Origin of the sequence: Streptomyces sp. NBC_00162, from assembly GCF_024611995.1 — a bacterium.
Lineage (GTDB): Bacteria > Actinomycetota > Actinomycetes > Streptomycetales > Streptomycetaceae > Streptomyces.
In genome coordinates this window covers 1,759,933-1,785,819 of sequence record NZ_CP102509.1, presented here as the reverse complement: position 1 = coordinate 1,785,819, position 25,887 = coordinate 1,759,933, and the positions used below count along the sequence as shown (strand labels likewise).

Below are 25,887 nucleotides of genomic sequence, written 5' to 3'. Positions count from 1 at the left end.
GTGACGAAGCTGCGCACACCCTCCTCCTCGTACAGCCGCAGCGTCAGCTCGCGGAAGCGGACCGGCTCCAGGAGGTGCCGGACCACCAGCTCCCGTACGTCATCGGGCGCCGAGGGGAACGGCGCGCACGTGGTGGCCGACCAGACCGGGAGGGTCCCTTCGCGCAGCGGCAGCCGCTCGAAGGCGGCGCGGACCTGGCCGAGGTACGGCTCCCACATCGGCGTGTGGAAGCCCGAGCGGAACGGAAGCTCCTGACCGAGCACTCCTCGCCGCGCAGCCGCGCGATCGCGACGGCCACGTGGCCCGGATCCCCGCATATCACCGACTGGTGCGGGCAGTTGTCGTGGCTGACCACCACCCCGTCCAGGCCGTGCAGGGCCGCCTCCGCCCGCGGCGCGCCACAGCCCAGCGCCGCGTACACGAGGTCCGGGACCCGCAGATCGCCCGGCCGCAGCGACTCCAGGAAGGTGTCGGCCGCCTCCTGCGGATACATTCCGGCGGCCACCATCGCCGCCCACTCGCCCAGGCTGTGGCCCGCCAGCACATCGGCTTCGATGCCGAGCCCGGGCAGCACCCGGGCGAAGAACCGGCCGGTGGCGATCGCGTCCACGGCCCGTTCCACCAGCGACGTCCCCCGGGTGAGCCGGGGCGGCGTCGATCCGAGCCGCTGCGCCACATCGTCGACCACGGGCGCGAACTCCGGTTCCAGGCCCGGGAACAGGAAGGCCACCCGGCCGCCCAGCGGCTGCGGCGAGAACCACACGTCGCCGCGCCCGCGCCAGGCCCGCCCGCGCGCCACCACCTTCGCGGCCAGCGCGAGCCGCTGGGGGGTCGGCCCGAACACCGCGAGCCGGCAGGGCCCGTCACCCCCGGACACCGGCGTACCCGCGGCCAGCCGGGCGGACAGCTCCGCCGCACTGTCCGCCGCCAGCAGGAGTACGTCGCCCCGCGCGGGCGCCCCCACCGGCGCGGCCGAGGCCCCCACCGGCAGGAACCGGCGACCCGGAGCCGCAGGGCGGGCGGCCCCCGGAGCCTCCTCCAGCACCACGTGCGCGTTGATCCCGCCGAAGCCGAACGCGTTGACCCCGGCCCGCCGGGGCATCGGCCCCCGCTCCCAGGGCTCCGCCGCCGTCACCGGCCGCATCCGCGTCCTGACCAGATCCGGGTGCGGCTCCTCCAGGTGCAACGTCGGCGGCAGCACCCCTCGTGCACGGCCAGGGCGGCCTTGATGAGCCCGGCCATGCCGGAGGCCTGCATGGTGTGCCCGAGCATCGACTTCACGGAACCGAAGCCGATCCCGCTTCCGCCGTCCATGGGCGGACCGAACACCTGGGCGAGGGTGTCGAGTTCGGCCGCGTCCCCCACCGGCGTCCCCGTACCGTGCGCCTCCAGCAAGCCGAGCGCGCCCGGGGCCCGCGGATCCAGCCCGGCCTCCCGCCAGGCCCGCTCCAGGGCCCGTACCTGACCCGCGACCAGGGGGCTCATCAGGCTCGCCGCCCGGCCGTCCCCCGCCACTCCCGTCCCGCGGATCACCGCGTACACGCGGTCGCCGTCCCGCTCCGCGTCCGCCAGCCGCTTCAGCAGCACCACCCCGGTGCCCTCGGAGAGCAGGGTGCCGTCGGCCCGCCGGTCGAAGGGCCGGATCCGCTCGCTCGGGCTCAGCGCCCGAAGCTGCGTGAACACGCTCCACAGCGTCGCGATGTGGCAGTGGTGCACGGCCCCCGCGACCACCGCGTCGCAGCGCCCGCCCGCCAGCAGCCCCACCGCCTGGTCCACCGCCAGCAGCGAGGAGGCGCAGGCGGCGTCCAGGGTGTAGGCGGGGCCGCGGAAGTCCAGCCGGTTCGCCGTGCGGGCGGCGGTGAAGCTCGGCACCAGGCCGATCGAGGCGTCCGGACGCTCCGGGCCCATCGCCTCCTGGAAGGCGGAGCGCACCTGTGCGATCCGCCGCTCGCCGAGCTCCGGCGCGATCTCGCGCAGGGTCTGCGCCAACTGGTGTGCCGTGCGCACCCGTTGGTCCAGCCGGGCGGTGGCCACGCCCATGAACCCGCCGCGCCCCAGCACCACCCCGATCCGGGAACGGTCGGCCGGCAGCCGGTCCTCACCGCCCGCGTCCGCGATGGCCTCCGCCGTCGCGTGCAGCGCCAGCATCTGATCGGGCTCGGCCCCCTCCACGGCGGCCGGCATGATCCCGAACCGGGTCGGGTCGAAGGCGGCGAGGCCGTCGACGAACCCGCCGCGCCGGCAGTAGAACCGGTCGCCCGCCGCCGGTCCGGAGGCGCCCGCCGGGTCGTAGTACACCTCGGGATCCCAGCGCCCCGGCGGGACGTCGCCGATGGAGTCCGTGCCGGCGAGGAGATTGCGCCGGTAGGCGGCCAGATCGGCGGCCCCGGGGAACACCGCCCCCATGCCGACGATCGCCGCGTCGGTGGGCCGCGGGCCGCGCCGCTGCTCACTCATCGCCGTGGCCCCCTCCGCCATCAGGACCACCTGTACGTCGCTCCCGTGCGCCAGTTCGTCCAGGAACGCGGCGGTACCCGCGTCCGGCGCGATCAGCGGGATGCCGCGCCGGGCGTACGCGCGCTCCAGCTCGGGTGTGACCATCCCGCCCGCCTCCGCCGCCCAGGGGCCCCAGTCCACGGACAGCACCCGGCCCGGGAAGGTCTCCGCCCAGGTGTGCGCCAGCCCGTCCAGGGCGTCGTTGGCCGCCCCGTAGTCGCTCTGGCCGCGGTTTCCGTAGACCCCGGCGACGCTTCCGAACAGGGCCAGGAACCGGGGTGCGGGCCCCGAACCGTGCTCGGCGGCCGCCGCGGCCAGGTGCCGGGCGCCGGCCACCTTGGTGGTGAACACCTCGGTGAAGTCCGCCGGTTGCTTGTCGCGCAGCAGCCCGTCGCGCAGCACCCCGGCGCCGTGCACGATGCCGTCCAGCCTCCCGTGCCGGGCGCGTACGTCGGCCACCACGGCCCGTACGGCCCGCTCGTCCGTGACGTCCGCAGCGTGGTAGCGGACGGAGGCCGCGGCCGTGGCCAGGGCCGCCAGCGTGGCCCGTACCTCGCGTTCGGCGAGGATCCGCGAGGCCGCCGCCTCGATCTCGGCGGGCGTACGCAGCCCCGTGGCGATCAGCGCGGCGCGCAGTGCCACCCGGTCGGTGGCCTGCCCGAACTCGTCCGGCTCGGCGGGGGGTTCGGGGGTGCGGCCGAGCAGTTCCACGTGGCAGCCGGTGGCGCGGGCCAGCGCGAGCGCGGTCCGGGCGGTGATCCCGCGGGCCCCGCCCGTGAGCAGGACCACCGAGCCGGGGCCGAGCGGCGGCGCGTCCCCGGCCGGGGCGAGCGGAGCGGGCACCGGGCGGCGGGTGACGCGCGTTCCCTCGGCCGTGTAGCCGACCGAGGCGGGTCCGTCGGCCGCGTCGCAGCTCAGCTCGGCGAGGAGCTGTGCGGCGACCTGCTCGGCGGCCTCCTTGGGGTGGACGTCCACGGCGCGGATCAGGGTGCCGGGGAATTCGAGGGCCGTGCTGCGCGCGAAGCCGTGCAGACCGGCTCCGGGTGTGCCGGGCGCGGTGACGAGCAGCAGCCGGGGCGTCCCGCCGGTCAGGGCGCGCCGCAGCGCGGGGAAGACCTGGGGGAGGACGGGCTCGGCGCCGGTCCGCAGGGCGGTCAGGTCGACGATCCCGTCGAACCCCGGCCCAGGTTCGGTGAGCGGGTGGGCCTCGGCCCCGGACGTCCGCAAGGCCGTGCGGAGCGCGGGGGCGAGCCCCTGTCCGTCCTCGACCACCCCGATCCGCAGGCCGCGAAGGGCCTCCGGGTCCCCGGCGGCCGCCGGTACGGGGACGGTGTCCACCCGTAGCCGGGCGACCGGTACCGGAGCCTCTTCCGGTGCTTCCTCAGCCACCGGTTCCGCCACGGGTTCCGCCTCCGCCTCCGGTTCCGGCGTGCCGGTGTGGGAGGTGACCCAGTCCACGATCCCGCGCAGGGTCTTGATCCGGGACAGCTCCTCGACCGCGGACTCGGCGGACCCGCCCGGGTCCTGGGGCAGCCCGATCCGGTCGGCCAGGGCGCCGATGATCTCGACCCGCTTGATGGAGTCGATGGACAGGTCCGCCTCCAGGTCCAGCCCGGGGTCGAGCATGTCCCTGGGGTATCCGGTCCGGGTGTGGACGATCTCCAGGACCGCCTCCATGACGTCCTCCGGGGACCGGATCGCCCGGGCGGCGGACGCGCCCGCCGGAGCCGGAGCCGGACCGCCGACCGCCGGCGCAGGTGCGGTTGCGGGTGCCGGGGCCGCGAGGCCGGGGGCGGGCCCGCCGGCTGCCACGGGCCGCGCGGGCGCGGGCCTCTCGGTGGCCAGGTAGCCCAGCAGGACGTCCCGCTGTGCCTCGACCAGTTCACGGGCGCCGCGCAGGTACTCCAGGACCGCCTCCTCGCGCCGGTCGGCAGCGGGCGCCACCGGCGGAGGCACGGTCACCCGGCTGGCGGGCCGCAGGCCCCCGGCCACCGGTGCGCCGTCGGCGGTGCGCACCAGGTGGCCGTCCACCAGCCAGCCCGGCCGACGCGGTGCGCGGTCGGGCAGGGCGGAGGTCCGGCCGCGGAACAGCGCCTCCGGCGCCACCGGCACGCCCGCCACCGCCAGTTCCGCCAACGCCGTGACCAGCCGGACCAGGCCGTGCTCGCCCGGCACGTCCAGCGGAACCACCGTGTGCGGCCGCTCGCGCAGGATCCGGGCCGTCAGACCGGACAGGACCCGGCCGGGCCCCGCCTCCACGAAGGTGCGGACACCGGCCGCGTACATCGCCTCCACCTGCTCCACGAACCGGACCGGCTCCGCGACCTGGCGTGCGGCAAGGCGTCGTACCTCTTCGGCGGAGGCCGGATACGGGGCGGCCGTCGTGTTCGACCAGACGGGGATGCCCGGCCCGGACACCGCCGTCCGTGCCAGCTCCCCGGCGAGGGCGGTCGCCGCTCCCGCCACCACCTCGCTGTGGAACGCGCAGGCCACGGGCAGGGGTTCGGCCGACAGGCCCGCCTCGCGCAGTGCTGCCACCGCCGCCGACACGGCCGCCGTCGGCCCCGAGATCACGCACTGCCGGGGTGCGTTGTGGTTCGCCACCACGCACCCGGCCCGCTCGGCGATCTCCCGTACCTCCTCCGGCGCGGCCGACACCGCCGCCATCGACCCCGGATCGCTCCCGGCGGCGGCCACGATCGCCTCGGCCCGGCGTGCGCTCAGCCGCAGCAGGCTCTGCGTGTCGTAGGCCCCCGCCGCCCAGAGTGCGGTGAGCTCCCCGTACGAATGCCCGGCCACGCAGTCCGGCCGGACGCCGAGGCCGTCGAGCAGCCGGTGCGCCGCCGCCCCCGTCAGCCCGAGGGCCGGCTGGGCCACCCGGGTGTCGGTGACCGCCGCCCGCTGCGCCGCCCGCCCCTCGGCGCTGAACGCGGCCGGCGGGAACACCGCCGAGACCACCGGAGCAGGCGCCGCGTCCAGGAGCCCGCGCAGCGCGGGGAAGGCCATGAACAACTCGCCGAGCATTCCTGGACGTTGGCTGCCCTGCCCGGGGAACAGGAACGCCACCCGGCCCGGATCGGCCGACTCCTCCCGTACGTGGACCCCCGCGCCCGCGGTGAACGCCCGGGCCTGCTCCAGCCGGGCCGCCAGCTCCTCCGGGCCGGCGGCGACGACCGCGACGTGCACCGGGCCGGAGCCGGTGGCCGCCGCCTCCGCCGCGAGGTCGCGCAGGGCCCACGGCCGCCCTGCCGCGTCGTTCTCCTCGAGCCGGGCCGCGAGCCGCGCCATCGCCCGGCCCGCCGCCCGCCGGTCCTCGCCGCGGAAGCAGAACAGCTCGGCCGGCCACTCCTCCAGGCCGTGGCGCGGCTCCTCGGCGCCCGCGTAACCGGCCAGCACCGCGTGGTAGTTGGTACCGCCGAAGCCGAAGGCGCTCACCCCGGCGATCCGCCGCTCCGGGGGCACCGCCCAGGGCCGCGCCTCGGCGTCGAAGGTGAAGGGGCTGGTCTCCGCCCGCCAGGCCGGGTTCGGCGCGTCGATGTGCAGGGTCGGCGGCCGCACGCCCGCGTGGACCGCCCGGGCGGCCTTGATCAGCCCGGCCAGCCCGGCCGCGCATTTGGTGTGCCCGAGCTGCGATTTCACCGAGCCCAGCGCGCACGAGCCCGGGGTGGCCCCGTGCGCGGTGAACAGCTCGCTCAGCACCGCCAGTTCGGTGCTGTCGCCGACCACCGTGCCGGTGCCGTGCGCCTCGACCAGTCCCACCTCGCCGGGGGAGACGCCCGCCCGGGCGTAGGCCCGTTCCAGTGCCCGCCGCTGCCCTTCCGGCCGGGGCGCGGTCAGGCCGAGGGACCGGCCGTCGCTGGAGGCGCCGACCGCCTTGATCACGGCGTACACCCGGTCGCCGTCCCGCTCCGCGTCCGCGAGCCGCTTGAGCACCAGCGCGCCCACGCCCTCGCCGAGCGCGATCCCGTCGGCCGCCGCGTCGAAGGGGCGGCAGCGGCCGCCGGGCGACAGGGCCCGGACGGAGGCGAACATCAGGTAATCGTTGATGCCGTTGTGCACGTCCGCGCCGCCGCAGATAACCATGTCGCTGTCCAGGTCGCGCAGTTGGCGGCAGGCCAGGTCCAGGGCGGCGAGCGAGGAGGCGCAGGCGGCGTCGACCGTGCAGTTCGCGCCACCGAGGTCGAGGCGGTTGGCGACCCGGCCCGCGATCACGTTGGCGAGGATCCCGGGGAAGGAGTCCTCGGTGAGCCGCGGCAGCTGCCCGTCCAGCTCGGGCGGCAGGTCGCCCAGATAGGCGGGGTGCAGGGCGCGCAGCCCGTAGGCGCCCGCCAGTTCGGTACCGGCCTCCGCGCCGAAGACGACGGAGGTCCGGGTCCGGTCGAACTCCCGGCCCTTGCCGTATCCGGCGTCGCCGAGGGCCCGCGCCGAGATCTCCAGGGCCAGCAGCTGGACCGGTTCGATCCCGCACAGGGAGGCGGGCGGGATGCCGTGGGCGAGGGCGTCGAACGGCACCGGGCCGAGGAAGCCGCCCCAGCGGGAGGGGGTGCGCTCACCGGCCCGGGCCGGGTCGGGGTCGTAGTAGAGCTCCGGGTCCCAGCGCTCGGCCGGCACCTCGGTCACCGCGTCAGCGCCTTCCAGGATCCGCGCCCAGTACCCGGCGAGGTCGGGGGCGCCCGGGTAGGCGCAGGCCATCCCGACGATGGCGATGTCGAGCGGATCCGGGGCCGGGGCCGGCTCGGGAGCGGCCGCGGCGAACTCCCGTGCCCGCCGCTCCAGCAACTCGCCCGCCCCCTCGGTGACCTGCGCGTGCAGCGCGGCCACCGTGGTGGTCCCGGAGCGCAGAGTGGCGGCCTGCCCGAGCATGAACAGCCCGTCGGTGTACTGCTGTCCGGCGTCCACGGCCTCCAGGGCCGAGCCGCCCTCGCCGCGCCGCAGCCCCTTCGCCGCGATCCGCAGCCGCCCCAGGTTGAGCCGCTCCAGCTCCTCCCACACGGCGCGCGCCTCGGTGCCGCTGTCCGTGAGCCGCCGCCGGGTGGCCTCGAAGGTCGCGGCGTACGGGGTGTCCGCGCACCGGGTGGCGTGTCCGGGCGCGGTGTGCAGCAGCACGGTGTCCGCGCACTCCACGGCCGCCCGCTGGAACCCGGGCAGCACCGCGCCCGCCGCCACGGCCTCCTCGGTGAACAGGTAGGCGGTGCCCATCAGGACCCCGACCCGGGCTCCCCGTTCGGCCAGCGGGGCGGCGGCCGCCACCGCCATCGCGGCCGAGCGCCCGTCGTGGATCCCGCCCGCGAACAGCACGTCCAGGGCTTCCGGTTCGGGGCAGGACAGCAGCAGCTCGATCTGCTCCTCCCACAGCGGGAAGGAGGCGCGCGGCCCCACGTGCCCGCCGCACTCCAGACCCTCGAACACGAACCGCCGCGCACCTTCGGCGAGATACCGCTCCAGCAGCCCCGGCGAGGGCACGTGCAGATGGGTCCGGATGCCGGCCGCCTCCAGCGGGGCCGCCTGCGCCGGGGTGCCGCCCGCGATGATCGCGTACGGGGGCGTGCCTCGGCCACGGCCGCCAGCTGCTCCTTGCGCAGCTCGGCCGGGGCGAAGCCGAGCAGGCCCACGCCCCACGGGCGTTCCCCGAGCCGCTCGGCGCTCTCGGCCAGCAGCCCGCGTACGTCCGGGCCCTCCATCACGGCGAGCGCCAGGTACGGGACCCCGCCCGCGGCGGCCACCGCCTCCGCGAAGGCCGCCTGATCGCTCACCCGGGTCATCGGCCCCTGGGCGACGGGGAGCGGCCGGTCGAGCGGCCGGGCCCGTACGACGGCCGCCAGATGCCCGGAGACGGCCGCCCGGACCGCCTGGAGCACCCCGCCGGTGGTCCGGTGGCGTGCGGCCAGCCGGGTGGCGCAGGCGCCGTCCTGTCCGACGGGCAGCAGCTGCGTCCGGAGGTCCCGGGCGCCCAGCAGGGCGGGCACCGGGCCGTCGGGCGCGGTCAGGTCGGGGCGCGCGAACACCCGGTGTCCGTCGGCCAGCCGGGTCTCGGAGCCGTCCATCGCCCGCAGCGCCGCGATCACTTCCGCGGGCAGGCCGGCCTCGCCCTCGGCCGTCAGGGCGAGTTGTACGTCGAGCAGCACGCCCGCCGCCCCGCCTGCGACGGCCGCGGCCGCCGTGTGCGGACCGATCCCGCCGTACGCCCGCACGGGTACCCCGGCCCCCGGATCCGCGAGCAGCTGCTGGAGCAGCACGAAGGTGGTGGCCCCGCCCACCCGGCCACCGGCCTCGTGGCCCTTGGCGACGAGTGCACCCACCCCGGCGGCCACGGCGCGCGCGGCCTCGGCACGGCTGGTGACCTCGGCCCACACCCGGGGCCGGCCGGCCACCGCGGCCCAGGCGGCCACCTGCTCCGGGGTGTGTGACGCGGGGTCGGCGAGCAGCACGGTGTCCACCGCGGACGGCAGCTCCTCGGGGCCGATCGGGCAGCCCGAGGGAACCCGCACCCCGTACCGGCCCTCGCTTCCCTCGCCGCCGCCGCCGCCGCCGCCGCCGCCTCCTCCGCCGCCACCGTCGCCGAGCCTGCGGGCCAGCTCCTCGAACGCTCGCCGCGCGGCGTCCGGGTCCCGCCCGAGGTCGAGCAGGCCGAGGGCCCCGGCGCGCTCGGCGGCGGTCACGATCCGCGGATGCGGCTCCTCGAACGGGGTCACCGCGACGATCAGATCGCGGGCGGCGGCGGACTGCGGGGGATGGGGGGTCACGGGCGCTCCTCTTCCAATGCTGTGTGACATGGCGCAGTACAGAGCGGAAGAACGGAAGAAATCGAGAACGGGGGTGCGTCGGTCTCGCACATCGGCCGGGCGGCCCGCCACCGGTAGGGCGGGCTTGAACAGTGGTCAAACACCCTCACGCCGCGATGCATCGTGCGGTGGCCGCCCCGCACTGTCAACAGGCATGCGGAATACGATGCTTCGCACCCTCGGCGGGCCCGGACCACCCGGCACGCACCCCGGGCGGCCCCTCCGCACGCCCCCGCCGAGCCGGTGGCCTGGGGTGATTCCCGCCGGGCCGGGCCGGCCCCGCCGCGCGAGCACCCGCGGCGCGTCCCCGCGGACATGCCGCACCGGCATGCCTCACCGCCGACCGTGCATGAACGGCTGCGCCGCAGCACGGTAGTTGTTCACCCGACGAGCCCTTACAGGTACAGCCTCACGCGGTTACCGTCCGGTCATGACGCCCACTCTCGCGCAGCTCCGCTACCTCGTCGCCGTCGCCGACTGCCGGTCCATCACCGGCGCCGCCGCCTCGGTCTTCGTCGCCCAGTCCGCCCTGTCCCGGGCCGTCCAGGCCATGGAACGCGATCTGGGCGTGGAACTCCTGGCACGCCGGGGAAGGGGGTGGACCTCACGCCGGAGGGGGCCCGGGTCGTCCGGCTGGCCCGCACCGTGCTCAACGCGGTGGAGGCCATCGACGACATAGGGACCCCGCACGGCAAGGACACCCGGGCCGCCCTCACCCTCGTCACCACGCCCACCCTGGCCCTCGACCTGGCCTCCGACCTGGTCGCGGCCTTCACCGAGCGACATCCCACCGTGGACGTCCGGCTCCAGCAGCACGACAGCCGGGAGGCCGTCGTCCAGGAACTGAACCAAAGGCGCTCCGAGCTGGCCCTCGTCGACCTGCCCATCGACAAGGAGCTCTCCACCCACTTCATCCAGGAGCGCGAGGTGGTGCTGATCTCGCCTCTCGGCTCCCGGCTGCCCCACCCGCTGCCGTTCCGCATGCTGGACGGGCTGCCGATGGTGCTGCCCACCCCGGGGACCGGCCGGCGCACCGAGATGGAGGCCATGTTCAGCTGCCTCGGCGTGCGGCCCGTGCCCTCCCTGGAGGTCGACGAGCGCCTCGCGTGGGTGACGGGTGTGACCGACGGCCGCGGCTCCCTCATCTGGTACCGCGACGTGGTGTTGAGAGCCTTCGGCAGCCGGGCGGAGATCCGTTCCTTCACTCCGCCCCTGCTGCGTCCCGTGGGCATCGCGCACGCGCGGCGGCCCCTGAGCCGTGCGGCCCGCGCCTTCATCGCGCACGCCGGGCACAAGGCTCCCGTACGGGAGCCGGTGCGCTGACCGAGGCATGCCGGTTCGGCATTGAACGATGCTCGAACGGGAGGGGGTGCGGCCTGGTGCCACAGACTGACGTCCCATCACATTGTGTGCATGTCCCGAGTCCTCGCACCCCACCGGACCGCCGCCTTCGCGACCGCGGTCCTCGCCACGATCCTGCCCGCCGTCGCCTGGATGACCAGCGCCAGTGCCACTGCCTCCGCCTCCCTCACCCCGCCCGCCGCGGCGACCGCCGGCACCCTCGCGCCGGAGAAGAAGTGCACCCTCCCCGGCGGTCTGGCCGAACTGAGCGGCCTCGCCATGAGCCGCCGCCATCCGGGTGTCTTCTACGCCGTCAACGACAGCGGGAACACCAACCAGGTCTTCGCGATCGACTGCACCGCCGCCACCGGCCGGCTCGTGGCCACGCTCACCGTCTCGGGCGTCGGCAACACCGACTGGGAGGCCCTGGCGATCGGCAAGGACGCCTCCGGCGGCCCGACGATCCTGGTCGGCGACATCGGGGACAACTTCAGCGGCCGCGCGGAGATCACCGTGCACTCCTTCGCCGAGCCCGAGCAGCTCGCCAACGCCACGGTCTCGCCGGTGACCTACCGGTTCGCCTACGCCGACGGCAAACACGACGCCGAATCGCTGCTCGCCGACCCCGTCACCGGCAGGCTGTACATCGCCAGCAAACTCATCGGCTCGGCCGGCCAGTTGTACCAGGCCCCGCTGCCGCCCGTGACCGGGCAGGTCAACACCCTCACCGCGGTCCGGCCGGGCCCGGTGTTCGCCACCGACGGGGCGTTCTCGCCGACGGGAGCCTCGTACACCCTGCGCAGCGGCGGGCCGCTGGGCGCCAACACGGCCTCCGTGTACGACACCTCGGGGGTCAAGCTCGCGGATGTCGCCCTGCCCGCCCAGTCGCAGGGCGAGACGGTGACGTACGCCGACTGCGCGAACCTGCTCGTCGGATCGGAGAACGACACCCAGCTCTGGCGGGTGCCGCTGCCGCCGGAGGCCACCCCGGGATGCGGCGGTACCCCGACGCCAACCCCCACGCCCACTCCCACTCCGACACCGACCCCCACTCCGACGCCGACGCCGACGCCGACCCCGACCCCGACCCCCACCCCCGGTGATCTGAAGCTCGCCAACCCGGGCCCCCGGACGTGCAAGCTGAACCAGACCTGCACCATCCAGCTCTCCGCCTCCGGCGGAAAGTCCCCCGTCCGCTTCGCCGCCACCGGCCTGCCCTGGGGCCTGACCCTGGACAGCGCCACGGGACGCATCACCGGCAAGCCCTGGGGCAGCGGCACCCTCCAGGTCACCGCCACCGTGACCGACTCCACCGGAGCCACCGCCGGGACGGCCTTCGCGCTCACGCTCACCTGGTTCTGAGACACGGCGGGGCGGGCTTGTACAACTGACCCCGGAGGCCGCACTGTTGACCGAGTCTCGTTCATCAGGTCAGGAGAGCCGGCTTGTCGTCCCCCATCTCACCCGCCCCGCACGCCTCGGACACCCCGTACGTGATCGACCCCGCCGGCGGCTGCCCGCACGCCCTCAACGCCCGGCTGCGCGCCCAGGGCGCCGTGGCGGAGGTCGTACTGCCCGGCGGGGTCCCCGGCGCGGTCGTACTGGGGCACGAGGCGCTGAAGGAGTTCCTCGCCCACCCCGACGTGGCCAAGGACGCCCGGCACTTCCCGTCCCTGCGCGACGGCACCATTCCCCCGGACTGGCCGCTGCGGGTCTTCGCCAACGCCCAGGGCATGCACACCGCCGACGACGCCGACCACCGCCGGCTCCGCTCGCTGGTCGGCAAGGCCTTCACGGCCCGCCAGGTGGAACGGCTGCGGCCGCGCGTCGAGGAGCTGACCGCCGAACTCCTCGACGACCTCGAGCGGGCCGCGGCCGAATCCCCCGACGGGACCGCCGACTTGCGCACGCACTTCGCCCTCCCCTCCCGATGAGCGTCATCTGCGAGCTGCTCGGCGTGGATTCCGAGCACCGGGGACGGCTGCACCAGCTGTCCAACACGGTGATCATCGCGACCGACACCACACCGGCCGAGGTGATGGCGGCCGTACGGGAACTGGTCGGGCTGATGGGCACCATCGCGGCCACCCGGCGCGCGAGCCCCGGCGAGGACCTCACAAGTGCCCTGATCGCCGCCCGCGAGAGCGACGGCGACCGGCTCAGCGAGGCCGAACTCATAGGCACCATGCGGCTGATGCTCGTCGCGGGCCACGAGACCACCCTCAACCTCATCAGCAACGCGGTGCGCGCCCTGTGCACCCACCGCGACCAGCTCGCCCTCGTCCTCGACGGGAAGGCCACCTGGTCGGACGTGGTGGACGAGACCCTGCGCTGGGACGGCCCGGTCAGCTGGTTCCCCTTCCGCTACCCCACCCGCGACCTGGCCGTCGAGGGAACCGTGATCCCGCAGGGCACCCCCGTCCTCGCCGGCTACACCGCGGCGGGCCGGGACGAGGCCTTCCACGGCCCGGACGCCGACCGCTTCGACATCACCCGCCCCACCGCCGCCCGCAGCCTCTCCTTCGGTCACGGAGCCCACTACTGCGTCGGCGCCCCGCTCGCCCGCCTGGAGGCCACCATCGCCCTGGAGCGGCTCTTCACCCGCTTCCCCGACCTGGACCTCGCACTCCCCGACGCCGAACTCCCGCACCAGCGCAGCTTCATCGGCAACAGCGTCGAGGCACTGCCGGTCCGCCTGACCCCTGTCCGCCCGACCCGCGGCGCCTAACCCGCGCTCGGCGGCGACAGCTCCGTGCTCAGCCAGCCCAGCGCGTCCGGGTACATCCCGGTCCACGTCTGGAAGTTGTGGCCGCCGACCGGACGGACGAGGGTCTTGACCCGGACCCCGCTGCCCGCCGCAGCCTTGGCGAAGGCCTCCAGCTGCTGCGGCGGGCTGTCCTTGTCCTGCGCCGAGGTGGCCAGGAACAGCCCGACGTCTGCCTTCTTCGTATGCTCGACCAGCCACATCGGGCTGTTGCGCTCCCGCAGGACCGGGTCGGTCAGCACCCCCGGGTCGCCGGTCAGCGGATCGGGGTCCAGGGCCGCTCCCGCCCGGAAGACCTTCGGGTACTGCAACGGCAGCTTGGCCGCGCAGAAGGCTCCGGTCGAGACGCCCATCAGCCCCCATCCGGCGGGGGAGGGCAGCGTACGGAAGTTCCGCGAGACCAGGTCCGGCACGTCCCTGGCCAGCCAGTCGGCGATCTTGCGCTGCGGGGTGTTGCTGCAGCCGGTGTTCACCCCGCCCGGATAGATCTCCGGGATCACCAGGATGAAGGGGTGCGCAGCGCCCAGCTCCACCATCTGTGTGAGCGCTCCGGGCATGTCCCCGAGGTCGATCCAGGTGCGCGGCGTGCCCGGGTAGCCGTGCAGCAGCGTCAGCACGGGGAAGCGCGTGCGGTCCGCGCCCGGGGCGCTGTACTCCGGGGAGTCCACACGACGACCTGACCGGCGAGCTTCGAGTGGGAGCCGCGGAAGAAGGTGGTCCGGGTGCCGTCGCCGTTCTGGGTGAACCTCGCCCGGCCCACCGGCACGCCGGTCATCGCCCCGGCCTCCTGCCCGGCGTCGGTGCCGAGCAGGTCCTCCCAGGAGGAGTAGAGCCCGTAACTGCCGTTGATCCAGGTCGCCACCACACAGATGGCGGTGAGCTGGCACAGTCCGATCATCAGCAGCCGCAACGGCCACCGCACCCACCCCGGCCCCGGGATCCGGTTCCACAGGAGCAGGGCGGCGAGCACGGCGAGCACCGTGACGACGATCAGTGTGACGAGGAACGTCGTACTGGTCAGCTCCACGGCGCCGGCTCCTGACGTACGGGACGGGGCAAAATGAATGCAAGGACATGCGGCATATGTCCCGATTGTCGTGTCAATCTACCGGCGGCGCCGTCACGGGCCCGGCGCGACGCGTACCGTCACCGCGTGCCAGCCGGTCGCCCCGTCGGGCAGCGTCCCGACGCGTTCCCCGGTCTGGACGGCGCCGGTCCCGTCCGTGGCGCGGACCTCCAGGGTGTGCGAGCCGGCGGTCGCCTCCCACGGCCACACCCACTGCCGCCAGGTGTCGACTCCGTCGGCGTCCCCGAGCCGCGCCTCCTGCCAGGGGCCGCCGTCCACCCGTACCTGGACCCGCTCGATGCCCCGGTGCTGCGCCCACGCCACCCCGGCGACCGCCACCCGGCCCGGCACGAGCGCCGCGAACGAGCGCGGGGTGTCGATCCGCGACTGCGTCTTGACCGGGCCCTGCGCCGCCCAGGACCGGCGCACCCAGTAGGCGTCGTAGGCGGCGAAGGTGGTCAGGCGCAGCTCGCGCAGCCACTTGCAGGCCGAGACGTACCCGTACAGCCCCGGTACGACCATCCGGACCGGGAATCCGTGCGCGAAGGGCAGCGGCTCGCCGTTCATCCCGACGGCCAGCAGTGCGTCCCGGCCGTCCATGACGGTCTCGACGGGCGTGCCGATCGTCATGCCGTCCACGGAGCGCGCCACCAGCTGGTCGGCGGGGCCGCCCGCGGACGGCGGCCGGACCCCCGCCTCGCGGAGCAGGTCCGCGAGGCGTACGCCGAGCCAGCGGGCGTTGCCCGCGTACGGGCCCCCGACCTCGTTGGACACACAGCAGAGGGTGATGTCGTGCTCGACCAGGGGGCGGGCGAGCAGCTCCCGCAGATCGAGGGTGAGCGGCTTGGTCACGCCCTCGCCGTGGATGCGCAGCCGCCAGGTGTCCGCGTCCACGCGCGGCACCACCAGGGCGGTGTCCACGCGATAGAAGTCCTGGTTGGGGGTGAGGAAGGGGGAGAGCCCGGGCACCTGGAGGCCGGCGCCGGCGGGCACCGGCGGCGCCGGCACGGTGGCCCGGGGGAGCCGGAAGCGGGCCCGGGAGGCCGTCGCCCCGGCGGAGCCGTAGGCGCCGAGGCGCCGCCCGGCGAGTGCGGCCCCGGCCGAGACCGCCACGGTGGCGGCGACCAGGCGGCCGAAGCCGCGGCGGTCCATCGCCCAGGCGGCCCCGGGCGGAGCCCCGGCCGGCCGGGGCCGTCGTACGGCGGTCACCAGCAGCCACAGCACCCCGGCCGCGGCCAGTCCGGCCGCCAGCGAAGGGAGCGCGTCCCGCCAGCCCGCCTCCGGCCGGCCGAGCGCGGCCGCCGCCCCCAGCAGGCCGAAGCCGCCCGCGACGGCCATCCCGGCGGGCAGGTGGCGCAGGGCCAGCACCCCCGCCCCGACGGCGAGCGCGCCCAGAACCGCGAGGATGCCGAGGGTCAGCACCAGCTTGTCGGCGGTGCCGAACTGCCGGATCGCCCACTCCTTGAGAGCCGCGGGAGTAGCGTCGATCACGACCGCGCCGACCGAGGTCACCGGGGAGGACTCGGGCCGGACGGCCGCCGCGGCGAGCTCGCCCACGGCCAGTCCCGCGGCCGCCGCCACCATTCCGCTGAGGGCGCCGAGCAGCCACTGCCGACGCCTCCGGTCTGCTGTCACAGGGCCAGTGTGACCCGGCCCCGCCGGCTCCGCGCCCTTCGCCGCGCACCCGGCCGGGGCCAGCCGCGCGGGTCAGTGCACCGGGGCAGGCGGTACCCAGCGCCCGGTGCGCGGCGGCTTCACTCCGTACTCGTCCTTCAGCTCCTCCGGGATGGCGTGGTGCATCACCCGGCCCCGGGTCAGCGCGGACAGTTCGAGGCCGGAGAGCAGCGAGCCCGCCTTGTCGAGCGCCCACTCGGCGTAGGGGCTGCTGTCCTCGATCGTCTCCAGCAGGCCGAGGAACACGGGCACGGCCTTCGCCGCCGTGTCCCAGGGGGTGCGCGGGATCTCCAGCCAGTCGCCGATGGTGTCGCCGACCAGGTAGCGGACGGTGGCGGGCACCATCGGGTCGAAGAAGGTGCCGGGGACCACGTCCTCGTACATCCGCATCAGCTGGGCGTTGAGGCGGACCCCCTCGGGCGAGGGGCCGAGGTTGCGCAGGAGGTAGAGGTCGCAGTAGTCGCGGGCCTCGGTGAGGTTCTCCGGTACGGCCGACATGTCGCAGCCCAGCATGGATCCCACGACCCGCCAGGCGTAGAAGTAGGCCTCCGCGCCGTCCTCGCTCATGTGGATGCCGAGCTGGTGCATGGCGTCGAGCACCAGCAGCGAGAAGCAGATCTGACCCCCGATCATGTCCTCCTGGCAGATCGGCAGTCCGTCCTTCTCGATGTCCCAGTGGCCTCCGTGGCGCAGGTGGTGGCGGACCGCCGCGTGCAGCAGCCGCACCTTCTGCGCGGCCGGGATGAACTTGCTGCCCTCCGCGAAGGAGTTGGTCTGCATGAGGTAGGTGACGAACTGCCCGGTGTTGGCCATCCGGCGCGAGGGGTACGCGAGGGAGTGCGTCGAGGAGAGCAGCCTGGAGAGCCGGGGGATGGCGTAGGTCGCGGGCATCGCCGCGAAGGACAGGCCGGTGTTGATGTGGGCCGCGTTGTCCATGAAGAACAGCCGGGCCTGCTCCATGACGTCCCAGTCCACCCAGCTCGGGGGCATGGCGGTCGCCTCGAAATAGGCGCGTGCGGACTCCGGGAGCTGCTCGGGCAGCTTGTCCCCGGCAGTGGTGAAGAACCGCATCAGGGTGTTGAGGTCGCCGACCTCCTTGCGGCTGAACATCGCGGCGACGGTCTCGTCGGCGAGCGGATCCCCCTGGGTGCGCAGGGCGTCGAGTGCGGCATCGTCGTAACGGGTGTGCGGCGAGGCGCTCTTGGTGGTGTTCACTTCAGTCGTCCTTCTCGTGTCTTCGGGTGCGGGACCGGCCGGCCGGTGGCGGTGACCTCGGCGGCGGTCGCGGCTACAGCGACCGCTCGGCCGCGGTGCCCGCCAGGTCGTGCAGCGCGGACCGCGCCTCCCCGGGCATCGGTACGGTGTCCAGCGCGCCGGTGGCCCGGACGATGCGCTCCCGGATCATGTCCTCGACCTGCTGCCGGGCTCCGCACCGTTCCATCAACTCGCGTACGGAGGCGGCCTCTTCAGTGCCCAGCTCGGGGTTGCCGACCAGTTTGGCGAGCAGCCGGAGGTCGTCCGGGTCGGCCGCCGCCATCGTCAGCGCGAGCAGTGCGGTGGGTTTGGCGTCCCGCAGGTCGTCCAGGTTCGACTTGCCGGTCGTGGCCGGGTCGCCGAAGGTGCCCAGCAGGTCGTCGCGCAGCTGGAAGGCCTCGCCGAGCGGGAGCCCGTAGGCGGAGAAGGCGTCCAGCAGCGCGCGGCTGCCGCCGCCGAGGGTGGCGCCCAGGTGCAGCGGCCGCTCCACGGTGTACTTGGCCGTCTTGTAGCGGGCCACCTCCAGCGACTCCGCCACCTGCGGCTCCCGGGCCGCCCTGGCGTCGGTGCGCAGCACCTCCAGGAACTCGCCCGCCATCGTCTCGCGGAGCAGGGTGGACCAGAGCGGCACGGTCCGGGCGAGGTAGGCCCCGGGCAGCCCGCAGGAGGTGAAGACGTGGCCCGCGTATCCCATCAGCAGATCGCCGAGGATCATGGCGAGGGCGGTGGAACGCTGCCCGGCCGCGGCGAACGCGGCGTGTGCGGTGAGCTGCCCGTGCCGCATCCGGCTGTCGTCGATGATGTCGTCATGGGTGCAGGCCGCCGCGTGCACGAGCTCCATCGCGGCAGCGGCCCGGATCACCCCCTCGCAGTCCGGTTGGCCCGCCGCCCGCCACCCCCAGTACAGGAACGCGGCCCGGATGCGCTTCCCGCGCGCCAGCGACCGGCGCAACTGCTCCGACAGCGGGGAGAGTTCGACGTGCAGGCCGAGGAGGGCCTGCTCCTCCTCGTCGGCCAGCCGGACCAGCACCTCGTCGATGCGCTCCTTGAAGCCGGTGTGGTCATGCACAGGAGTGGCCCTCGGCGGCGACGCGCTCCGCGGCCCGCCGGGCCATGGTCTCCAGGTAGTTCTCGGCGCCCACGCCCGCCCGTCGGGCGGCCACTTCCCCGCGCTTGCGCAGCTCCACCACCCCGTCGGTGAGCAGCTCTTTCAGATCGGAGCGGCGCATCACGTGCTGGGCCCGGTCGGCGGTCTGCCGGAGCTGGTCGAAGGCCAGATCGGCCACCCCGGCGGCGAGCAGCGTCAGCAGCTCCAGCGGTGCGGCGGCCGGGGAGGCCGGGGCGGCGTTCGCGGGCCGCTCCTGCTGCGGCCGCTCCCGCTCGGACCGCTCCTGCGCGGACTGCTCGTGTTCGGTCTGGGACATGTTCGGTGTACTCCCGGTCGCGTCCTGCCGCCATGGCATCGGAAGGGGCGACAGCCGGATCGTTCCGGCGGCCGCCCCTGATCGTTCCGGGCCAGTGAACCGAGTGCCGCTCCCGCGGGGCGAGCCACGGGGCGGGTTCTCCCTCGCACGAGTACCGGGATTCCCACGGGAGGGTGACGATCACCGTATGAGGTGATCGTCACCGCGAGAGGTGGTGTACGTCAGTTCACCGACGCCGCGGGCAGGGCCGAAGCGACCTGGGCCGCCAGGGCGTACGGATCCCCGCTCGGCCGGTCCGGATGCCGGGTGGTCCGCCGGGCCCACTCCTCCTCGAAGGCGTGCCAATCGATCGCCCGCGGAGCGGTTTGCCGGACCAGCGCCTCCTCGAGGGAGTCGAAGTACGCGTCCCACCGCCGGGCGTACAACTCCGTGATCAGACCGCTCCATTCACGGTTCGCGTAATCGTGCAGGAACCCGCCCTCGCTCGTGCTGCGACGCCCCCACACGCTCAGGATCGAGCGCGCGTCGTACTCGTACCGGTCCTGTTCGGCCGCGTCGGCGCCCCGCGAGCGCGCCCCGGCGAGCCAGCTGCCGAGCAGGAAGTTCGGGTCGGAACCGGTGACCGCGTCCAACTTCCGCTCCCCGTCCCGCCATTCGGCGGTCAGCTCACGGAAGCGGGTCAGGTCCTTGGCCTCGTACGCCGCCTTGATCTTCGGGAGCAGCACCCGCGAATGGTTGGCGAGGGTCTGCCGGGCGGTGTCTACCAGGTCGAAGCGGTAGGCGCTGGTGCCGCGCAGCCGCGGATCCACCCGCAGCAGGTGGTCCAGCGCCCGGCGGACCGAACCGGCTTGATAGCGCATGGACTTGGGGCTCCAGTACGCCGCTCCCGCCGCGGTCAGGCTCGGCCGGGCGGTGAACAGGCTGTCCTGCGATTCCGACCACAGGCCCGAGGAGGTGCTGTACGGCCCCTTGCGCAGCTCCTCCCAGGCCGCGGCGGCCGCGGCGTCCGGCCGGCCGTAGCGGCGGGCCGCGAAGCCGGCGAACCACTGCCGCTGGTCGACCGGCCCCGGCTCCCAGGCCAGGTCGGTGAAGAGGTCGAAGGCGGCCGGATTGGTCCCGGTGGCCTCCGGCAGGTAGGCGATTCCGGCGAGGGCGCTGTTGCTCTTGGCGCGCCACGGGCCGAACCGTTCGATCCACACGGAGGTGTTCGCGCCGATCGTGGTGTGCCCGCCGAAGTTGTAGATGGTGCCCATCGCGTACGGAGCGCCGCCCCAACGGGCCTCCCGGTCCAGGCGGTTGTACCGGTCCGACAGGCCGTCCAGGATCAGCAGCTTCGAGGTGTCCACCCCGGCGAGGAGCTCCGCGGTCGGGTCGTCCTGCCAGCCCAGCACCGCCCACAGGGCGCCGGGGTGGGCGGCGTGCAGGGCGTCCTGGATGGCCCCGGCGGCGGACTTCACGTCCACCGAACCCGTCTGGCCGCCCTCGTGCAGCGGGCTCATCCGGTACATCGTGCTGTCCCCGAACACCGCGCGCTGCTCTTCGTAGTACGCGGCGGCCAGCTTCCCGAACACCGCAGAGGCCGGGTCCAGCCAGTCCGGCCGGTCGAAGCCCGCCCAGTCCCCCTGCGGCACGGTGGCGGACCCGGGATTGCGGGCGGCGAACTCCGGCGGCACCGTGCCGAAGTAGCCGGGCAGCACCGGGGTCATGCCGAGCCCGCGCAGCTGCTCCGCGATCCGCCCGCCCAGCTCGGCGCGCTCCCGCATCAGCCGCTCGGAGACCGGCCCGCCGAAGCCGCTCAGGTTCTGCAGCAGCCACCAGCTCTGGTGGCCGGGGCCGGGCACCCACTCCCGCAGCTCCTCGGCCGAGTAGCCGAAGCCCTGGAGCGCCCGGTAGTACGGGTACTCGGCGCCGGCCTGTACGAACACCTCGTTGATGCCGTGCAGGGCGAGCAGGTCGATCTGCCGCTGGTGCTCCTCGAAGGTGCGGTACGGGCCGGAGTACCCGTCGTCGGTGTCGTTGAGGGCGTACCGGTGGGGCACGAGCGCGCTGCGGGTGACCGGCGCGGGGACGCCCGGCAGTTCGGCGGGGAGCATGCCGATGCTGTCGCCGGGCCAGCCGATGTCCGCCCCGGCGACGTGCTGGAGGTACCAGCCGACACCGGTGAGCAGGGTGGCTCCGGTGCTGCCGCGCACGGTGATCGCGCCGGGCGTCCCGGAGACGGTGAAGGTGTCGGCGGCGGCCGCCGTGTCGGGCACGAGGGTGAACTGCCCGGCGTGGCGCGGCAGCAGCCGCTCCAGGGCGGCCCGCGCGGGCGCGGTGTCGAAGGTGCCGCGGCGCGGTGCGGCGGCCCGTACCCGCGTGGGTACACCGGCCCCCGCGTCGGTCCGTACGTCGGCCCGTACGTCGCTTCGTACGTCGGCCCGCGCGGGCGATCCGTCCCCCGGGGCGGTCGCCCCGGGAGCCGGCGCCGCGCAGAGCAGGGCGAGCAGCGCCGCCGGGAGGGCGGCGAGGGCGAGGGGGCGGCGGACCGGCCGCCGCCCGGCGCGTGGCATCGAGTGCGTCATCCGTCCGCCGTCAGACCGGAAGGGCCCAGGCCTGGTCGACCCGGTGGTCGCCGCAGGGGGCCAGCCGCAGCCGCTCGGCCGGGGCGTCCGGGGTGGCGGCCGCGGCAGGGGCCGTCAGGCACCTGCCGCTCGCCTCCTCGACGAGGGCCCCGTCGCGCCGGTGCGCCCAGGTCTGGCCGGGCTGCTGCTCCTCGGCGGGCGCGCAGTCCGCCAGCTCCACCAGGCCGTCCTCGCCCGCCGACAGGCACTCGCCGGCCAGCCGCAGCCTCGCGTCGTGGTCCAGGACCCACCGCTGGTCGGGGGCTCCGGTGCACGACCCGAGCACGACCGCGCCGACACCCGTGGTGTTGGCACCGTCGGCGCACTTGGCGCCGTCACCGGCGATCTGCCCGGTCGGCACGGCGGCGCATCCACGCGGGCTGAGCCGCCAGACCCCCGTGTCGTGGGCGCCGACCCGCCCGGTCAGCGTCTCGGAGACCTCCCGACGTTCCCCGCTCCACAGGTCGTGCGCGTCGGCCGTGCAGGACGGCAGCCCGATCTCGTCGAGCGGCACGTTGATGTCCCGTGCGCTGCCCGAGCGGTTGAGCACGGCCACCGCCCGGTCGCCGTTCGCGAGCGGCCGGACCAGGATCTCGAAGGTGGCGTTGGAGGAGACCACCGCGCCCTGACGGCCCATCGGGTCCTGGTCCAGTGCGATCAGCCGGGTGTTCCCGAGGGCGGCGAGGCCCTCCGGGGTGAGCTTGGAGACGTCGGAGGACAGGATGAACGGGGCGGCCATCATGGCCCACAGGGCGACCTGGCTGCGGCCCTCGGCCGCGCTCAGCCCGGGAGCGCCCGCGATCAGGAAGTCGGGGTCGTTCCAGTTGCCGGGGCCCGCGTACCGGCCCAGCCAGCGGTTGTAGCCGTAGTTGCCGAGCACCGAGCTCCACCGGGAGGCGGTCGGGGTGGCGGGCTTGTACACCGTGATGTCCCGGCCCTCGCGCCACAGCTGGCCGGTCTCGCCGACCCAGCCGAGGACCTTGTGCCAGTCGGAGCCGCCCCACTCACCCTGCTGGAAGTAGGCGGGCGCGGAGGCCGACAGCACCATGTCCCGGCCGCTCGCGCGCAGGGCCGCGGCCACGGCGTTGTACGCGTCGCGGTACGCCTGCTCCTTCGTCCGGCCCTCGGGCACCCACAGGTTGCAGCCGTCCATCTTGACGTAGTCCACCTTCCAGGAGGCGAACTGCCGGGCGTCCTGCGCGTAGTGGTCCGCTCCACCGCCCTGGGGTGCGCCGCTTCCCGGATACTTCTCGCAGGTCAGCGAGCCGGCGTCCTGGTAGATGCCGAACTTCAGGCCCTTGGCGTGGAGGTGGTCGCCGAGCCAGGCCATGCCGTGCGGGAACTTCGCCGTGTCGACGACCAGCGCGCCCTGCGCGTCGCGGCTCTTGGTCATCCAGCAGTCGTCGACGGTCACCGTGTCGTAGCCCTTGGCGGCGAGCCCGGTGGACACGAGGGCGTCGGCGTTCGCGACCACCTTGGCCTCGTCGATGTCGCACATGTAGTGCGCCCAGTTGTTCCAGCCCATCGGCGGGGTGAGCGCGAGGGGGTGTCCGAGGTCGCGGTGGGCTCGGCTCCCGCGGGGGCGGGGGAGAGCGCCAGGGCGAACAGGGCGGCCGCGGTCAGACAGGGGAGCGAGGCGCGCAGGCGAGGCGGCACGGAGTCTCCTTGACGTGGGGGCGGGCAGTCGTGCGCCCAGTGCAGCGAGGCGACTACCCGCTGTCAACGAAAGCCGACGGATATCCGCCAATGACCAGCAATATGGCCGCAATCGACGTCACACCAAAGAGGTCGCGCGCAGGGGTGGCGCAGCCGGTTGCGATACGGCGTATGTTACGGTGTATCTCATGCCGAGGAGATCAGCCGCCCTGGACCACGCCACCCCCGAGGCGATCGCCGTCGCCGCCCTGCGCCTCCTCGACGAGGAAGGGCCGGCCGCCCTGAGCTTCCGCGCCCTCGCCGACCGGCTCGGCGTCTCCCACGCCACCGTGCAGCGGCGCTGCACCGACCTCGCCGGACTGCTGGACCTGTGCACCGAGCACCTGGCCGCGCAGCTGCCCGACATCCCCGCCGGAACCGACTGGGCGGAAGCCTGCGAAGAGCGGTTCGGTGCGCTGTACCGGCTGCTCACCGCCCACCCCGGGCTGCTCGTCCTGCGCGGCGGCCGGCCGTGGCTCGGGCGGCAGCTGCTCGCCCGCCTTGTCGAGCCCGCCCTCGCCGACAGCGTGGCCGCTGGGATGACCGCCGCCGAGGCGATGACCGTCTACCGCCGCATGTACCTGCTCACCCTGGGCAGCGCGGCCTTCGTGGACCACCGGGACCCGGCCGGGGCCACCGCCGCCTCCCGGGCGGCCCTGGCCGCGCTGGACCCGGCGCGGTTCCCCGTGCTCTCCGGCGGGCTGGCCGACGTACTGCCGCCCCTGACGGACCACGAGGTGTACTACGGCGCCCTGCGCCAGCTGATCGAGGCCGCCCGGCCCGCCGCCTGATGGGGAGATCGACCATGGAACAGCAGCTCGACTACGCCGCCGTGCGCGCCGCCGCCGACCGGATCGCCGGATCGGTACGGCCCGTCGCCGTCGCTCCCGCGGCCGACGGGGTCTGGTACGCCCTGGAACACCTCCAGCACACCGGCTCCTTCAAGGCCCGCGGCGCACACAACTTCCTCGCCGCCCACCACCGGGCCGGCACCCTCCCGGCCGCCGGGGTCACCATCGCCTCCGGCGGCAACGCAGGGCTCGCCTGCGCCTGGGCGGCCCGCGGCCAAGGCGTGCCCGCGACGGTGTTCCTGCCCGCCAACGCCCCCCGGGTGAAGGTGGAACGGCTGCGGGGGTACGGGGCCGAGGTGCGGCTCGTCGGCGACCGGTACGCCGAAGCGCTCGCCGCCTGCGAGGAGTTCGCCGCCCACAGCGGGGCCCTGAGCAGCCACGCCTACGACCACCCGCTCATCGCCGCGGGCGCCGGAACCCTGCTCGAGGAGATCCGGGCGGCGCTGCCGGGACTCGACGCCGTGGTCGTCGCGGTCGGCGGCGGCGGACTGTTCGCCGGGGTCGCCACCGCCGCGCGCGAACACGGCGTACGGGTGATCGCGGCCGAGCCGGAGAACTGCCGCGCCCTGAACGCGGCCCTGGCAGCGGGCCGCCCGGTGGACGTCGCAGTGGACTCCGTCGCCGCCGACTCGCTCGGGGCCACGCGGGTCTCGGCGGACGCGCTGGCCGCCGCGCAGGACGAGTCCGTACGGTCGGTCCTCGTCCCGGACACGGCGATCACGGCCGCCCGGCGCGCGCTCTGGGAGGAGCACCGGATCGTGGTCGAGGCGGGCGCGGCCACCGCCCTGGCGGCCCTGCGCGGCGCGCCGGAGCCGCTGGGCGAGCGGGTCGCCGTCATCCTCTGCGGGGCCAACACGGACCCCGGCGACCTCGCGCACTGACCCCGAGCGCCATCAGTCCTCGTCGTCCGCGCCCTCGCGGACGACGACGACCGTACTGGCGGCGTACTGCACCACCTGCTGGCTCACCGATCCCAGCAGGGCGCCCTTGAATCCGCCGTACCCGCGGGTCCCGACCACCGTCAGGTCCGCCTCCTTCGCCGCGTCGACCAGGACCTGGGCGGGGGAACCCTGTTCGACACGCCGGAACACCGGCACACCGGGCGAGGTCCCGACGGTCGTGGCGACGGTGTCCGCGAGCTTCCGGCGGGCCGCCTCCTCGGCCGTGAGCACCTCGTCCTCGGCGACCTGCGCGGCCGCCGAGCCGATGGCGAACGGATTGCGGTTCCACTCCCAGGCCATGACGGCGTGCACCCGGCCGCCCACCATCCGGGCCTGCTCCACCGCCCATCGCAGGGCCTCCTTGGAATGGTTCGAACCGTCCACGCCGACGACGATCAGAGGCTCGATGGGCTGCTCACTCACGGTGATTTCCTCTCGTTATGCCCGAAAAGTCGATCTCCTCCATGTATACCCGGGGCCAGGGGTCCGACCTCGAACGACGATCGTCGCGGCAGCCGGCGACTTTCGAGGACAGCCCCGAGCCCTCTCCCTTTGCGAAGGTCGGAGTGTCCGGGCGACCGCCGCCGGACACGGAACGACACGGACACACACACGGAGGAACGGGCGTGGCACAGCGCAAGGGTTGTCTGATCGGCTGCGGGGTGGCGCTGGTGCTGGGCGTCGGCCTCGCCGTGCTGGCCGTCTTCGGCATGGGGAAGGTCCTCGACGTGGCCGACAAGACCCTGGTCGACCCCAAGGTCTACGAGGCGGTGAAGACCGGCGACGCGGAGAGCGAGGTCCGCGCCAAGCTCCCGTCGGGCGACTCGTTCGTCAAGGGCGCCCTCAAGGACGGCGGCCCGGCCGAGCCCGAGGGCGGCGTCTGCTCCTGGTACATATCCAGCGCCGATCCCAAGAACGGCAAGGAGACCGTGCTCCGCTTCTGCTTCAAGGACGGCAAGCTCGCGGAGAAGGCCGAGTACCCCATGAAGTAAACCG

The 25,887-nt window shown here is 74.6% G+C and carries 18 protein-coding genes and 1 pseudogene; 7 read left to right on the top strand and 12 right to left on the bottom strand.

The features are described from left to right. Nucleotides 1-43 precede the first annotated feature (43 nt). The 3 genes from JIW86_RS41430 to JIW86_RS41665 form a co-directional block, all read right to left on the bottom strand. On the bottom strand, nucleotides 44-1,135 hold the full coding sequence (locus JIW86_RS41430; protein ID WP_263862061.1) for a ketoacyl-synthetase C-terminal extension domain-containing protein: 1,092 nt from the start codon (nucleotides 1,133-1,135) through the stop codon (nucleotides 44-46). Further along, the gene (locus tag JIW86_RS41670) at nucleotides 1,132-7,188 is read right to left on the bottom strand and encodes an SDR family NAD(P)-dependent oxidoreductase (RefSeq protein WP_322975612.1); all 6,057 of its coding nucleotides are present in this window, start codon (nucleotides 7,186-7,188) and stop codon (nucleotides 1,132-1,134) included. The genes JIW86_RS41430 and JIW86_RS41670 overlap by 4 nt, the downstream gene beginning before the upstream one ends. Before the next feature lie 506 nt (nucleotides 7,189-7,694). Beyond that, complete coding sequence (locus JIW86_RS41665; RefSeq protein ID WP_322975506.1) at nucleotides 7,695-9,239, bottom strand: hypothetical protein; 1,545 nt, start codon at nucleotides 9,237-9,239, stop codon at nucleotides 7,695-7,697. A gap of 469 nt (nucleotides 9,240-9,708) precedes the next feature. On the opposite strand from JIW86_RS41665, the gene JIW86_RS08920 reads away from it, so the two are divergent. From JIW86_RS08920 to JIW86_RS08905, 4 genes and pseudogenes are all read left to right on the top strand, one after another. Then, nucleotides 9,709-9,957 (top strand): helix-turn-helix domain-containing protein, encoded by a 249-nt coding sequence (locus JIW86_RS08920; protein WP_257553276.1) that lies wholly within the window; start codon nucleotides 9,709-9,711, stop codon nucleotides 9,955-9,957. Continuing rightward, nucleotides 9,876-10,601: a LysR substrate-binding domain-containing protein gene (locus tag JIW86_RS08915; RefSeq protein WP_257553275.1), complete on the top strand. Its 726-nt coding sequence runs from the start codon at nucleotides 9,876-9,878 to the stop codon at nucleotides 10,599-10,601. Before JIW86_RS08920 ends, JIW86_RS08915 begins: the two co-directional genes overlap by 82 nt. A gap of 90 nt (nucleotides 10,602-10,691) precedes the next feature. After that, nucleotides 10,692-11,981 (top strand): Ig domain-containing protein, encoded by a 1,290-nt coding sequence (locus tag JIW86_RS08910; protein ID WP_257553274.1) that lies wholly within the window; start codon nucleotides 10,692-10,694, stop codon nucleotides 11,979-11,981. Between the two features lie 134 nt (nucleotides 11,982-12,115). Beyond that, nucleotides 12,116-13,347, top strand: a pseudogene (locus JIW86_RS08905) (cytochrome P450 family protein). On the opposite strand, the gene JIW86_RS08900 reads toward JIW86_RS08905, so the two are convergent. From JIW86_RS08900 to JIW86_RS08865, 8 genes are all read right to left on the bottom strand, one after another. Continuing rightward, nucleotides 13,344-14,051, bottom strand: coding sequence for an alpha/beta hydrolase (locus JIW86_RS08900; protein ID WP_322975505.1), 708 nt, complete (start codon nucleotides 14,049-14,051; stop codon nucleotides 13,344-13,346). The pseudogene JIW86_RS08905 and the gene JIW86_RS08900 overlap by 4 nt on opposite strands. Then, complete coding sequence (locus JIW86_RS41660; RefSeq protein WP_322975504.1) at nucleotides 13,994-14,410, bottom strand: hypothetical protein; 417 nt, start codon at nucleotides 14,408-14,410, stop codon at nucleotides 13,994-13,996. Before JIW86_RS41660 ends, JIW86_RS08900 begins: the two co-directional genes overlap by 58 nt. Nucleotides 14,411-14,503: 93 nt before the next feature. Then, entirely contained in the window at nucleotides 14,504-16,033 is a 1,530-nt protein-coding gene (locus tag JIW86_RS08895; protein ID WP_257559265.1) for a molybdopterin-dependent oxidoreductase, read from the bottom strand. 123 nt (nucleotides 16,034-16,156) lie between these two features. After that, the gene (locus tag JIW86_RS08890; protein WP_257553273.1) at nucleotides 16,157-17,338 is read right to left on the bottom strand and encodes an oxygenase MpaB family protein; all 1,182 of its coding nucleotides are present in this window, start codon (nucleotides 17,336-17,338) and stop codon (nucleotides 16,157-16,159) included. A 73-nt stretch (nucleotides 17,339-17,411) separates the two neighbouring features. Next, nucleotides 17,412-18,446: a polyprenyl synthetase family protein gene (locus JIW86_RS08885; protein WP_215141812.1), complete on the bottom strand. Its 1,035-nt coding sequence runs from the start codon at nucleotides 18,444-18,446 to the stop codon at nucleotides 17,412-17,414. Beyond that, the gene (locus JIW86_RS08880; RefSeq protein WP_257553272.1) at nucleotides 18,439-18,801 is read right to left on the bottom strand and encodes a hypothetical protein; all 363 of its coding nucleotides are present in this window, start codon (nucleotides 18,799-18,801) and stop codon (nucleotides 18,439-18,441) included. The genes JIW86_RS08885 and JIW86_RS08880 overlap by 8 nt, the downstream gene beginning before the upstream one ends. A gap of 221 nt (nucleotides 18,802-19,022) precedes the next feature. Next, the gene (locus JIW86_RS08875; protein ID WP_263862060.1) at nucleotides 19,023-21,365 is read right to left on the bottom strand and encodes an alpha-N-acetylglucosaminidase; all 2,343 of its coding nucleotides are present in this window, start codon (nucleotides 21,363-21,365) and stop codon (nucleotides 19,023-19,025) included. Nucleotides 21,366-21,375: 10 nt separating this feature from the next. Continuing rightward, nucleotides 21,376-22,929 carry an alpha-galactosidase gene (locus tag JIW86_RS08865; protein ID WP_263862059.1) on the bottom strand — a complete coding sequence of 518 codons (1,554 nt, stop codon included), beginning with the start codon at nucleotides 22,927-22,929 and terminating at the stop codon, nucleotides 21,376-21,378. 319 nt (nucleotides 22,930-23,248) lie between these two features. On the opposite strand from JIW86_RS08865, the gene JIW86_RS08860 reads away from it, so the two are divergent. After that, complete coding sequence (locus JIW86_RS08860; RefSeq protein WP_215141808.1) at nucleotides 23,249-23,890, top strand: TetR/AcrR family transcriptional regulator; 642 nt, start codon at nucleotides 23,249-23,251, stop codon at nucleotides 23,888-23,890. A 14-nt stretch (nucleotides 23,891-23,904) separates the two neighbouring features. Then, the gene (locus tag JIW86_RS08855; protein WP_257553271.1) at nucleotides 23,905-24,831 is read left to right on the top strand and encodes a serine/threonine dehydratase; all 927 of its coding nucleotides are present in this window, start codon (nucleotides 23,905-23,907) and stop codon (nucleotides 24,829-24,831) included. A gap of 12 nt (nucleotides 24,832-24,843) precedes the next feature. Here JIW86_RS08855 and JIW86_RS08850 read toward each other — a convergent pair whose 3' ends face one another. Then, nucleotides 24,844-25,314 (bottom strand): universal stress protein, encoded by a 471-nt coding sequence (locus JIW86_RS08850; RefSeq protein WP_257553270.1) that lies wholly within the window; start codon nucleotides 25,312-25,314, stop codon nucleotides 24,844-24,846. 203 nt (nucleotides 25,315-25,517) lie between these two features. On the opposite strand from JIW86_RS08850, the gene JIW86_RS08845 reads away from it, so the two are divergent. Then, nucleotides 25,518-25,883 (top strand): hypothetical protein, encoded by a 366-nt coding sequence (locus JIW86_RS08845; protein ID WP_257553269.1) that lies wholly within the window; start codon nucleotides 25,518-25,520, stop codon nucleotides 25,881-25,883. Nucleotides 25,884-25,887: the final 4 nt, after the last annotated feature.